The organism is Pantoea sp. SM3, assembly GCF_000963995.1.
Lineage (GTDB): Bacteria > Pseudomonadota > Gammaproteobacteria > Enterobacterales > Enterobacteriaceae > Pantoea > Pantoea rwandensis_B.
The window spans coordinates 11,909-24,961 of record NZ_JZRD01000017.1; the positions used below are offsets into that span (position 1 = coordinate 11,909).

Below are 13,053 nucleotides of genomic sequence, written 5' to 3' on the forward strand. Positions count from 1 at the left end.
GTTGACCGGAGTTGCAACTTTGGCGAGCTTCTTGCAGCAAGTTCTGTGCCGCTTTTTCATCAGATTGATTTTAAGCGGTGATAAACGTGCAACTCAGGTCACATTTAACATGGTTGCACAAAGTTGCAACATGAGTGATAGTGCAGCCCACGCTGATGTCGAATCATATTTTTGAGGACGAGGAAATCATGGGAACCACCACCATGGGGGTGAAGCTGGATGAAGCCACCCGCGATCGCATTAAACTGGCGGCAGGTAAAATTGACCGCACGCCACACTGGCTGATCAAACAGGCGATTTTTAACTACCTTTCGCAGCTGGAAGCCGGTGAATCTTTGCCAGAAATTCCCCTGCAGCTTGCCGATGCCGCCAGTGAAGAAGGCACGCCAGACGAGTCATTCCAGCCCTTCCTCGACTTCGCTGAACATATTTTGCCGCAGTCGGTCACGCGCTCAGCCATCACCGCTGCGTGGCGTCGTCCGGAAACCGATGCGGTACCGATGCTGCTGGAGCAGGCGCGTCTCCCTGCCCCGCTGGCCGAGAAAACCCATCAGCTTGCTTACAGCCTGGCGGATAAGCTGCGGCACCAAAAAGGTGCAACCGGACGCGCCGGAATGGTGCAAAGCCTGTTGCAGGAGTTCTCCCTTTCTTCACAGGAAGGCGTGGCGCTGATGTGTCTGGCGGAGGCGCTGCTGCGTATTCCTGACAAACCAACCCGCGATGCGCTGATTCGCGACAAAATCAGTAACGGTAACTGGCAGTCGCACCTCGGCCGCAGCCCGTCGATGTTCGTCAATGCCGCGACCTGGGGATTGCTGTTTACCGGGCGTCTGGTATCGACCCACAATGAAGCCAATCTGTCGCGTTCGCTTAACCGCATTATTGGCAAGAGTGGCGAACCGCTGATACGCAAAGGTGTGGATATGGCGATGCGGCTGATGGGCGAGCAGTTCGTCACCGGCGAAACCATTGCGGAAGCACTGGCCAATGCGCGCAAGCTGGAAGAGAAAGGCTTCCGCTACTCCTACGATATGCTGGGTGAAGCGGCGCTGACCGCCAGCGATGCCAAAGCTTATCTGGTGTCCTACCAGCAGGCGATCCATGCCATTGGTAAAGCTTCCAATGGTCGTGGCATCTATGAAGGTCCAGGCATCTCGATCAAACTGTCGGCTCTGCATCCTCGCTATAGCCGCGCGCAGTATGAGCGCGTAATGGAAGAGCTGTATCCGATCCTCAAATCACTGACCTTACTGGCGCGCTCTTACGACATTGGTATCAATATCGATGCGGAAGAAGCAGACCGTCTGGAACTCTCGCTCGATCTGCTGGAAAAGCTGTGCTTCGAGCCGGAACTGGACGGCTGGAACGGGATTGGCTTTGTCATTCAGGCATACCAGAAGCGCTGCCCGTTTGTGATCGACTCCCTGATCGATCTTGCCCAACGCAGCCGCCGTCGCCTGATGATCCGTCTGGTGAAAGGCGCGTATTGGGATAGCGAAATCAAACGCGCGCAGATTGAAGGGCTGGAAGGTTATCCGGTTTATACCCGCAAGGTGTACACCGACATCTCTTATCTGGCTTGCGCCCGCAAACTGCTGGCGGTGCCGAATCTGATCTATCCGCAATTTGCTACCCATAACGCCCACACGCTGGCAGCGATCTATCAGCTGGCAGGCAATAACTACTATCCGGGTCAGTACGAGTTCCAGTGCCTGCACGGCATGGGCGAACCGCTGTATGAGCAGGTGGTCGGCAAAGTGGCGGACGGCAAACTGAACCGTCCGTGCCGTATCTACGCACCGGTCGGCACCCATGAAACCCTGCTCGCTTATCTGGTCCGTCGCTTACTGGAAAACGGGGCCAACACCTCGTTTGTTAACCGCATCGCGGATAACACCCTGCCGCTGGATGAGCTGGTTGCCGATCCGGTTTCTGCGGTGGAGAAGATGGCGCTGACCGAAGGCGCAGTCGGTTTACCACATCCGAAAATCCCGCTGCCGCGCGATCTGTATGGTGAGAAGCGCGCCAACTCAGCCGGTCTGGATTTGGCGAACGAACATCGTCTGGCGTCACTCTCCAGCGCCCTGCTTAATAGCGCCAGTCAGCCATGGGTTGCCCAGCCGTTGGTCGAGGGTGAGCTGGGTGACGGCGTGAGCCGTCCGGTACTCAACCCTTCTGCACCAGCCGATGTGGTGGGCAGCGTGCGCGAAGCCAGCGAAGCAGAAGTCTCGGAAGCGCTGGATGCCGCAGTGAATGCCGGTCCAATCTGGTTTGCCACCCCGCCACAAGAACGCGCTGCGATTCTGGAGCGCGCTGCCGAAGCGATGGAAGGCCAGATGCAACAGCTGATTGGCCTGCTGGTGCGTGAAGCAGGTAAGACCTACAACAACGCCATTGCCGAAGTGCGCGAAGCGGTCGATTTCCTCTATTACTACGCCGGTATGGTGCGTGATGATTTCGATAACGAAACCCATCGTCCGCTCGGCCCGGTGGTGTGCATCAGCCCGTGGAACTTCCCGCTGGCGATCTTCACCGGTCAGATTGCTGCAGCACTGGCAGCCGGTAACAGCGTGCTGGCAAAACCCGCTGAGCAGACGCCGCTGATTGCCACACAGGCGGTACAGATCATGCTGGATGCGGGCGTGCCGTCAGGCGTGCTGCAACTGCTGCCCGGCCAGGGCGAGACTGTCGGTGCACAGTTAACGGGTGACGAGCGAGTACGCGGTGTGATGTTCACCGGTTCCACCGCCGTTGCGACGCTGCTGCAACGCAATCTGGCGGGTCGTCTCGATCCGCAAGGTCGCCCAACGCCGCTGATTGCTGAAACCGGCGGCATGAACGCCATGATCGTGGATTCCTCGGCGCTGACTGAGCAGGTGGTGATCGATATCGTTGCCTCCGCCTTCGACAGCGCCGGACAACGTTGCTCGGCGCTGCGTCTGCTGTGCGTACAAGATGATGTCGCCGATCACACCCTGAAAATGCTGCGTGGCGCGATGGCGGAATGCCGCATGGGTAATCCGGAACGTCTCTCAACGGATATCGGCCCGGTGATCGATGCCGAAGCCAAAGACAACATCGAGCGCCATATTCAGGCGATGCGCAATAAAGGTTTCACCGTGTATCAGGCGGCGCAGGACAATCCGCAAGACAGCAAAGAGTGGACCAGCGGCACCTTTATCAAACCAACCCTAATCGAGCTGGATCAGGTCAGCGATCTGGATAAAGAAGTGTTCGGCCCGGTGCTGCACGTGGTGCGTTATGCGCGTAACAACCTGCCACAGCTGATCGATCAGATTAACGCCTCTGGTTACGGTCTGACGCTGGGTGTGCATACGCGTATCGATGAAACCATCGCACAGGTCACGGCAGGTGCGAAGGTCGGTAACCTGTATGTGAACCGCAATATGGTCGGCGCGGTTGTCGGCGTGCAGCCCTTTGGTGGTGAAGGTTTATCGGGCACCGGTCCAAAAGCCGGCGGTCCTTTGTATCTCTATCGCCTGCTGGCAAACCGCCCGGACAATGCACTGCGTAAGACCTTCGATCGTCAGGATGCCGAGCGTCCAGTTGACAGTTCCGTGCGTGCTGAGCTGATGAGCGCGCACCAGGCATTGCAGAGCTGGGCGCAGGATAAACCTGAGCTGCTGGCACTCTGTCAGCGGTATGACGAGTTGGCGCAGGCGGGTACGGTGCGACTGCTGCCGGGTCCAACCGGTGAACGTAACACCTTCACGCTTCTGCCGCGCGATCACGTCCTTTGCATTGCGGATAACGAGCAGGATGCACTGACGCAACTGGCAGCAGTGACCAGCGTGGGCAGTCAGGCGCTGTGGCAGGATGATGAGTTGCATCGCGCGCTGCGCAAATCTCTGCCTGCGGCCGTACAAAAACACGTGGTGCTGGTGAAAGATGTGCTGGCAGCCGGGTTTGATGCGGTGATCTATCACGGGGATGCGGATCAATTGCGCGTGCTGTGCGAGCAGGTTGCCGCGCGGGACGGTGCGATTGTTTCGGTGCAGGGCTTCGCGCGTGGTGAAACCAATCTGCTGCTGGAACGTCTGTTGATAGAGCGCTCACTGAGCGTGAATACCGCCGCAGCGGGTGGTAATGCCAGTTTGATGACCATTGGTTAAAAAGATAAGGGCCCAAACGGGCCCTTTTCCATGACGCGCCGCGACGAATTTATCCATTCGTTGCGGCGTTGTTTTTTGACGCTCTGTATTTACGCCGCAGACTTGTTGCGCTTCATGCCAATCAAGGTCGGGAAGACAAACAGCGACTGCCCCAACCCGCGATTGGTGACAGACCACACCGCCACCGACAGCAGCGAGCAAATCCCCACAATCGCAACCGGATAGAAACACGCCCACAATATGGAGAACCAGGCATAGTCAAATAGATGATGGCGTTGAGCGAACAGAATCGCTGACATGCCAAAATACTCGATGAAAATGCGATGAATCACGTAGATTTGCAGGGTGTTACGGCCAATCCAGTTAAAGTACGTCATCTTAAAGTGCGCGTTGAGCCAGCGGCAGGCCGCCACACTCGTCAGCACCGCGATGATGCACAGGAACAGGCTCTTATCCAGACCGAAGATAATGTGAATCCCTGAGACCGCCGCCAGCAGCGCCCATGGCACGAGATTTTCACGACGCCATTCGCTCATACGCAGCATCAGCGGGCTCCAGAACGCGCCCAGCAGGAAGAACAGGAAGTACTGCGCCACGCTTTGCGGTCCCCAGTATGGAATGATCTTCTCCACCGCCAGGTAGTTAAGCGCAATCGCAACCACCAGCAACGCCACTTTCTGTTTGTGGAAGATCTTCGCACACAGGAAATACAGTGCCAGTCCGTACAGATACCACGAGGTGCTCATCGCCATAAACGTCAGCTTCAGGAACTCAAACAGTGAACCCGCATAGGCGGCATTCAGATTGTGTGAGATACGCTGGCCGGTAATCTCTGTCGAGATACCCACAATCGACCACCACTGAATAAAGCCCCATAAAATATAGAGATAGAACAGATTGGTAATACGACTGGTAAATACCTGCTTCCACGGACGATTAAGAATCCCGTTGGTTGCCAGCAAGCCCGAAACAAAGAAAAAGGCTGGCATACGCAGCGGAGATAAAACGGTATTAAACTGCACCCATATTTCTGCCGGTATCCAACCCGCCGTCAATAATTTCACCGTTCCTTCAAATCCGGGTAATACGGTGTGGTACAACACCACCAGCAATATGCAGGCCCCTTTCAGGGTATTGACCCATGCAATATCTTCTTTCCTGGCGTTATTCATATGATTAACTCCCGCTGCTGTGTAGGTCTTTAAGAAGAAGTATGAGGAAATAAACAATGATGCATTTCTGGTTATTCAACGATTATTAAACAAGCTGGCGGGGGATGACTCTAGCGAAAGTCCTAAAAGTTTTTTACTGGCCCTGATATAACAATACTTTACAGTTCCAGACATTAATCAAATGCTAAGCAGGCTAACAATATCTTCCCATAATAGAGTCACTAAGGGTATGGCGAGAGAAATAAGGTTAGCAATTAATACAGGGAAATTAAGAGCAATCCACCACAAACAAACCAAATTAAAATCAAATTTTATTCGGATAATTATGAAATGTGGCAGATGGATAAACGCGGATATTAATATTGTGCTAAGCGGAAATAATTAGGGCCAGCAAACTGGCCCTATTTGATTATTGCAGCGGTGCCGCTTTTGTCTCTGGCACGGGTTTTCGCAACAGTCGCGGATAGAGGAATAACATTCTGCCTGGACCGCGATTCAGCAGTGACCACACCGCCAGGGAGATCGTCACGCAGAGCGCCACGCCCGTTATCGGCATCAGCAGCGCCCATGCCCAACTGAAGGCCGCATGACCAAACCAGCCGTAATGCAGCGCCAGGGCAATCGCGCTCAGTCCCAGCAACTCAATGAAGATGCGGTGCAGGACATAAATCTGCAGCGTGTTACGGCCAATCCAGTTCAGCCACGCCATGTTCAGGCGCTCATTGAGGAAACGGCACACAACGATACCAAACACGATGGTCAACAGACTGTAGAACGGATTTTTATAGATCCCCCCCACATGATGCACCACGCCAATCACCGCGATGCCTGCCAGCAGCAGCCAGTGTTGGCGCTTAAGCTGGCTAATCTCAATCAGAGACTGGCTGAAGAATACGCCGAGCAGGAAGTAGAGATAGTTTTGCGCCACGCTGGCCGGCCCCCAACCGGGGATCAGGCTAAACTGCGCAGCGTAGGTCGCGACAATCGCCAGTGCCATCAGCGCCATTTTCTGGCGATGGAACAGCTTGGTGAACAGAAAGAAACCCGCCAGCGCGTACAGATACCACAGGCTGGTCATGGAGGTCAGCAGCAGTTTAAGGAACTCAAACGGCGTGTCGGCATAGGCAGCGTTTTTGGTGCTGGATAGCCGCTCACCGAGGTGCGTGGAGATATAGTGAATGCTCAGCCACTGAATCACTCCCCACAGCAAATAGAGATACACGATATTGCTGAACTTCTTGGTGAACACCTCTTTCCAGCTCTTCTTGACGATCGAACTGGCCGCCAGCAGGCCCGAGACAAAGAAAAAGGCGGGCATACGCAGCGGAGAAAGATAGGTATTGAAAGTCACCCACCAGTGCGCAGGCACTATGCCGGCCGTGAGGTGATGCAGGGAGGGAGCGAAAGTGGTGATGATCGAGTGGTGCAACACCACGAGTAAGATGCAGGCCCCTTTTAGCGTGTTGATCCAGAGGACTTCATTTCTGGCATTGCTCATTTTATGATCCTGATTGCGCCATGAATTTGTAAAGAATTATTTATATTTACAAAGATGTCTCAACCAGAGCCGTCTTAAAAATCATCTCGCCCCTTGCCTGACAAATTTCTAAGACAATAAAGTCATATTTTTTAGATAGTTAAATAAACGTTTTTTGACGATTTTCAGAGGAAACTGAGAGGGGTAATTAAGACAGGAGAAGAGAAAGCGCCGTCAGATCCAGACGACGCTTGAGACTATTGGTTAAGAAACTTGTCAAGAAATTGCCGGGTACGTGCCTGCTGCGGATGGCTGAACAGCTCTTTCGCTGCGCCCTGCTCCACGATACGGCCCTGATCCATAAAGATCGCTCGATCGGCCACGTCACGCGCAAAACTCATCTCATGCGTGACGATCACCATGGTGCGTTTCTCCTGCGCCAGCGCGCGAATGGTATTCAGCACTTCCCCCACCAGTTCCGGGTCCAGCGCCGAAGTCGGCTCATCAAACAGAATCACTTCCGGACGCATCGCCAGCGCACGCGCAATCGCAACACGCTGCTGCTGTCCACCGGACAGACGACGCGGAAAACTCTCCTCTTTGCCGTGCAGACCGACCTTTTCCAGTAAGCTGCGGGCGCGGGCAATGGCTTCCGCTTTCGGTTCACCTTTCACGATCACCGGCCCTTCAATGATATTCTCCAGCACTGAACGATGCGGAAACAAATTGAAGTTCTGGAACACGAAACCCACCTGCTGACGCAAACGGCGAACCTGCTCTTTCTGCTTATTAAACCCGATACTGGCATCAATGGTGATATTACCCACCGTGACGCGACCGCTATCGGGCACTTCCAGCAGATTGATACTGCGTAGCAAGGTGGTTTTCCCCGAACCGCTTGGTCCGATAATCGCCACCACTTCGCCCGGAGCCACATCCAGATCGATACCGTGCAACACGGTCTGGCCGTGGAACTGCTTGACCAGCTGACGTACTTCAATCGCACTCATTTTGCCTCCCGATCCTGTCGATTCACATGCGCTTCCAGGCGATTTTGCAATGCCGACAGCACCGTCGCCATGACCCAGTAAATCAGCGAGGCAGCCAGATACATGGTGAACACTTCCAGCGTACGTGAGGTAATCAATTGCGCCTGACGGAACAGCTCGGGCACCTGAATGGTGGCCGCCAGCGAGGTGTCTTTCACCAGGCTGATAAAGCTGTTACCCAGCGGGGGCAAAGCAGTGCGCGCTGCTTGCGGCAGGATCACACGGCGCAAGGTTTGCCATGGCGTCATGCCGATACTGGCCGCTGCTTCCCACTGTCCACGTTCAATGGCAGCAATCGCACCACGCAGTGATTCAGAGGCGTAAGCGGCGGTATTGAGTGACAAACCGATCATCGCTGATGGGATAGGATCCAGCTCGATACCGAACTGCGGCAAGCCGTAGTAGATCATAAACAGCTGGGCGATCAGCGGCGTGCCACGGAAAATCGACACATAGATACGCGCCAGCCAGTTTACTGGCCAGAAATGTGACAGGCGCATTAACGCCAACACAAAGCCGAGTACCAGACCGAAGAACATCCCGCCGATACTCAGCTGCAGCGTGAACAGCGCGCCTTTGAGTAAGAATGGTGCTGAATCCAGCACCAGTTGTAAGCTTTCCTGCATTATTTAGTGACGTCCGCGCCGAACCATTTCTCAGAGAGTTTGCTCAGCGAGCCATCTTTCTGCATATCAGCAATCGCTGCATCAATGGCTTTCAGCAGGTCGTCATTGCCTTTACGCAGCGCCACGCCAGATTCCAGACGGGAGAAGGCCGGGCCCGCTACCGCCATGGTATCGCCGGTTTTCTTCACCAGATCCAGCGCCGCTAAACGGTCCACCAGAATGGCATCAACACGGCCTGAACGCAGATCCTGGTATTTGGTTGGGTCATCATCATAGGTACGGATATCGACCCCTTTGACGTTGTCACGCAGCCACTGTTCGTAGTTCGAGCCAAGGCCGACACCGACTTTCTTACCAGAAAGGTCCTCTGGCTTGGTGATGCTGCCGGCATTTTTCTTCATCGTCAGCGCCTGAACGCCAGAGATGGTGTATGGCGTGGAGAAGTCATACTTCTTCTTACGCTCAGGTGAAATCGTTACCTGATTGATCACCACGTCGATACGCTTAGAATCCAGTGCCGCCAGCATGCCATCCCACTTGGTCGGTTTCAGATCCGCTTTGACGCCAAGGTGTTGCGCCAGCTCTTGCGCGAACTCCACTTCGAAACCGGTCAGCTTGCCGCTCTCATCCTGGAAACTGAACGGCGGATAGGTGCCTTCCAGACCCACGCGCAGCTCACCTTTACTCTTCACCTGTGCCAGCAGATCTTCTGCGGCGAACGTTTTGACGTTAACGCCCGCGACCAGCGCGACCGCCATCATGCCCATCACCAGTTGGCGACGAATTGGAGAGAAAGCCATGTTTACCCCATTTATTGTGATGTGTTGTGTGCTATGAGGCAGCGAAACCGGGGTTTGCCGCCTTTTCGTTATTGGCGCTGCATTCAGGCCCATTTCAGGCCAGAACAACAGCTGCCGGATTATAAACCTTTTTTATCTTAGCCTTAGACCGAAGGATGATAAGCAAATAACGCAGGCGCGCCGCCAGTATGAATAAACAGCAGCGGCCCTTCACGACGGAAGCGATTCTGCGCAATGCCATCAATCAATCCGGCCATCGCTTTACCGGTGTAGACCGGGTCCAGCATGATGCCTTCAAGACGCGCCAGCAGTTTCACCGCTTCCATGCCTTCATCATTAGGTTCACCGTAACGCGGCGCGAAATAGTCATCCCAAAGCGTGATCGGCGCGTGCGTCTGCACTTCCAGCTGTTCAGCCAGCGCGCTGCGGATGCGCTCTACCACCGGCAACTGCGCGTCGACTTTTCGTGAAACCGTCACGCCGACCAGCTCGGTATTGGGCAGCAACTGCTCCAGCCCCACCGCTAAACCTGCATGGGTGCCGGCGCTGCCCGATGCCACCACCACCGCGGCGAAATCCACCACGCCTTCGCTTTGATGGGCGATCTCCTGCGCACACTCCACGTAGCCGAGCGCGCCCAGTGCGTTGGAACCGCCAACCGGCACGATATAAGGACGGAAACCCTGGGCTTCGAGACGTTCAGCCTGTTCGGCCAGCTGTTCAGTGGGATTGTGCAACGCATCGACCAGCACCACCTCGACGTCCATCAGGTCGAGCATCAGGCGATTGCCGTTGGTGAGATAGTTTTCTGAGGTGGTGCCAATCGGATTTTCCAGCAGCGCCACACACTTAAGGCCAAGACGCGCCGCCACCGCCGCCGTCTGGCGCACATGGTTGGATTGAATCGCGCCCGCCGTCAGCAGAACATCCGCGCCCTCGCGCAGCGCATCGGCCGCCAGGAATTCGAGTTTGCGCAGTTTGTTGCCGCCCATCGCCACAGGCGTGAAGTCATCGCGCTTGATAAAGATATCGCGACCGAGATAATCAGAAAGCCGTGGCAGATGCTCAAGCGGCGTAGGTGCACCGAGTAATTCAAGACGTGGGAACTGGTGCAAGAGATGTAAAGACAATGCAGCCTCCATTCGGGCAATGTGCAATTATCCATACAGTGTTGCAGAAGATGAGAAAAGTCGCACCCGGAATTCTGCGAGTGCGGCCCCTGTTGCTGCTATGCTCAGCAACAACAAGGGCAGGATCACAATCAGCCCTGCTGCCAGCCTAAAAACTGGTCATATTTACGCAGTGCGATGCGGTAATTGTTGTTACCCGCATCCGGCAAATCGTTTTCCAGACATTCATGCCAGCTGTTGCCCCGTAATCTGTCGGCCGGGAAATTTTTCGCTTTCAGCATGTCATCAAGACGACGCAGCCGCACCACATACTCGCGAATGGTGCTGTGACTCATCTCGGTCTGCTCAAACAGATACTGTTTGAACGCCATAATGTCGAAGTAATTAGGATGGGTATTACAAAAAATATCGCTGCAGAAACGACATAACGCGGTCAGTTCCGGCTGGAGTTTCATCCATACCTGGTCATCAATCATCTGGTCCATCCGCGCGATGGCCTCTTTATTGATGATCTGTCCACGAAACACTAACGCCATACGATCTAAAACTTTGCCACAATGTGAACAGTTGCTTTGGCTGTGTTTATAGTCTTTAAGATAACGACTTAAAGGTCTGGCTTTGGCTTTGGCTCCCATTGCTGAGTCCCCGGTATTTTTATTTTTTCGATGCCAGGTACTGAGTCTGTCAGCGCGCCCCCGCTAACCGGGCACGCAGGCGTTTAATCGCCTGACTGTGCAGTTGACTGACGCGGGATTCCCCCACTTCCAGCACTGCGCCAATCTCTTTCAGGTTCAGTTCTTCCTGGTAGTACAGTGTGAGCACTAATTTTTCACGATCGGGCAATGCCTCGATGGCTTCAATCACGCGATCACGCAGGCTTCCTTCCATTAACTGATGAAGCGGGTTGGCTTCTTCATGCCCATCCGTCACCAGCTCCGCGCTGTCACCGTGTTCTTCCCGATACTCGTCGTAGGAGAAGAGTTGGCTGTTATTGGTATCGAGCAGAATCTGCCGATACTCTTCCAGCGAAACATTCAACTGTTCAGCCACTTCCTGCTCAGTAGCCGAGCGCCCCAACGCTTGTTCTACCTGATGCATCGCACCGGCCACTTCGCGCGCATTACGACGCACGCTGCGAGGTGCCCAGTCGCGGCTGCGCAGTTCATCCAGCATTGCGCCCCGGATACGCTGCACGGCATAAGTGGTAAAGGCGGTGCCTTGCAGCGCGTCGTAGCGCTCCACGGCATTTAATAAACCAATGCCACCGGCCTGCAGCAGATCGTCAAGCTCAACGCTGGCTGGCAGACGTACCTGCAAGCGCAACGCTTCGTGTCGCACCAGAGGAACGTAGCGCTGCCAGAGCGAATGTTTATCCATCACGCCTTCGGGCGTATAGAGATCGTTCACGGTGACTACCCTGCGTTAATAAAGTTATCGGCATGATTATCCAATTCTGTAGGGGTTTCGATTGGCAGAATAGGCGGGCAAAAGCGAGGTTATTTCAAATTTGTTATGGATGGCGGTGGAAAGCACCGCCATCGGTGGTTTCTTTAGCGCAGGTTTTTCAGCCTTAGCCGCGTGCCAGGCGGCACGGCGTCCCACAGAGCACAGGTTTTGCCCTCAAGTGTCTGATAAAAATCGCTTATCGGCGCTTCAGTTTCGAGCGCTGGATTAAACAGCACCTGTCCGGTTTCCGCGTTAATGCTTATCATTTTATTGATAAACAGGCGCTGTAAGTCGCTGCGCAGGAATAAACCGTTATCGACGCTGTTATCGGCGAGAAAACCTTCTTCATTTTCCTGTGTATCGATATAGCAGGCCTCCACCCACGGCCAGCTGTGACGTTCCGTAAGCTGCGTGCCGGTGATAATACAGGCGCCATAGCGCGCTTTAACGGCTGAATTAAACTCTGCCTGGCTGGCACGCTGGAACACTTTCGCCTTTACGCGCCGCCCGACTTCTGCGCCTGGCATCACCGCCGTCGGCACTTTATGCTGCGGCGTACTCAGCACCACCAGAAACTGAATTTTGCGCGACAGCGGGAAGCAAGGGTGCGCATGGGGATCAAACAGCTGCCAGTACTCCTCCTCTTCCGTCTGTCGCATCAACACCAGCTTGAAGCCCCGACTGGTGAGCAGGTTCTGCGCTTCTGCCGAATTCGGATCCAGCATGGCGTAAACCTGAGTTTCACCCACCACCTTCCAGCGCCCTTCCTTCTTTATTTCATCGTTACGGCGGAAATAAAGGAAAGCTTGTTGGCTTTTAAGATAGTGCTCAAAACGGCGCAGATAGTTTTTGCGCTCGTTATCGTCAGAGACGAACAGCAGATCCTCTAACGGACTGTTGATCTCTTCCTGCGCGAACACCGCGCGGATCACCAAATTGCGAAAGCTGGTCGACGGGCTCAGCAACCCGCGGGCGGTGAGTTCTTTCTCATCAGGATGCTGCTGCGCATAGCGCAACGCGATCTCTTCGAAGGTCAGTAGCTCACCCGGTAACAAGTCATAATTGAAGCGCATAGACACCCCAGAAACAGAAAAAAGTCGTGCAAAAAATGGGAATGATTCTGGGGTAGTTATCGGCATTTTTAGGTGGGACTGTAACAGGTTGGTTACTTTTTTGGGGTTATAGGGTGCTGGGGGAAATCACCCTGTTGGGTGGGAGGG

At 54.5% G+C, this 13,053-nt stretch carries 10 protein-coding genes; 1 reads left to right on the forward strand and 9 read right to left on the reverse strand.

Going from position 1 to position 13,053, the window contains the following annotated elements; all coding sequences use genetic code 11:
- Positions 1-188: 188 nt before the first annotated feature.
- Positions 189-4,133 (forward strand): trifunctional transcriptional regulator/proline dehydrogenase/L-glutamate gamma-semialdehyde dehydrogenase, encoded by a 3,945-nt coding sequence (gene putA / locus VI01_RS10820; protein ID WP_045815265.1) that lies wholly within the window; start codon positions 189-191, stop codon positions 4,131-4,133.
- A gap of 89 nt (positions 4,134-4,222) precedes the next feature.
- Here putA and VI01_RS10825 read toward each other — a convergent pair whose 3' ends face one another.
- The 9 genes from VI01_RS10825 to VI01_RS10865 form a co-directional block, all read right to left on the reverse strand.
- Positions 4,223-5,305, reverse strand: coding sequence for an acyltransferase family protein (locus tag VI01_RS10825; protein ID WP_045815114.1), 1,083 nt, complete (start codon positions 5,303-5,305; stop codon positions 4,223-4,225).
- Between the two features lie 409 nt (positions 5,306-5,714).
- Positions 5,715-6,803 carry an acyltransferase family protein gene (locus tag VI01_RS10830; RefSeq protein WP_045815115.1) on the reverse strand — a complete coding sequence of 363 codons (1,089 nt, stop codon included), beginning with the start codon at positions 6,801-6,803 and terminating at the stop codon, positions 5,715-5,717.
- Between the two features lie 236 nt (positions 6,804-7,039).
- Positions 7,040-7,792 carry an L-cystine ABC transporter ATP-binding protein TcyN gene (tcyN, locus tag VI01_RS10835; protein ID WP_045815116.1) on the reverse strand — a complete coding sequence of 251 codons (753 nt, stop codon included), beginning with the start codon at positions 7,790-7,792 and terminating at the stop codon, positions 7,040-7,042.
- The gene (gene tcyL / locus VI01_RS10840; RefSeq protein WP_045815117.1) at positions 7,789-8,457 is read right to left on the reverse strand and encodes a cystine ABC transporter permease; all 669 of its coding nucleotides are present in this window, start codon (positions 8,455-8,457) and stop codon (positions 7,789-7,791) included. Before tcyL ends, tcyN begins: the two co-directional genes overlap by 4 nt.
- Entirely contained in the window at positions 8,457-9,257 is an 801-nt protein-coding gene (tcyJ, locus tag VI01_RS10845; RefSeq protein WP_034824352.1) for a cystine ABC transporter substrate-binding protein, read from the reverse strand. Before tcyJ ends, tcyL begins: the two co-directional genes overlap by 1 nt.
- Before the next feature lie 143 nt (positions 9,258-9,400).
- Entirely contained in the window at positions 9,401-10,387 is a 987-nt protein-coding gene (locus tag VI01_RS10850) for a D-cysteine desulfhydrase (RefSeq protein ID WP_045815266.1), read from the reverse strand.
- A gap of 131 nt (positions 10,388-10,518) precedes the next feature.
- Positions 10,519-11,022, reverse strand: coding sequence for a flagella biosynthesis regulatory protein FliZ (gene fliZ, locus VI01_RS10855; RefSeq protein WP_034824353.1), 504 nt, complete (start codon positions 11,020-11,022; stop codon positions 10,519-10,521).
- Positions 11,023-11,071: 49 nt separating this feature from the next.
- On the reverse strand, positions 11,072-11,794 hold the full coding sequence (locus VI01_RS10860; protein ID WP_045815118.1) for an RNA polymerase sigma factor FliA: 723 nt from the start codon (positions 11,792-11,794) through the stop codon (positions 11,072-11,074).
- 143 nt (positions 11,795-11,937) lie between these two features.
- Complete coding sequence (locus tag VI01_RS10865; RefSeq protein ID WP_038646383.1) at positions 11,938-12,906, reverse strand: HNH endonuclease signature motif containing protein; 969 nt, start codon at positions 12,904-12,906, stop codon at positions 11,938-11,940.
- Positions 12,907-13,053 lie beyond the last annotated feature (147 nt).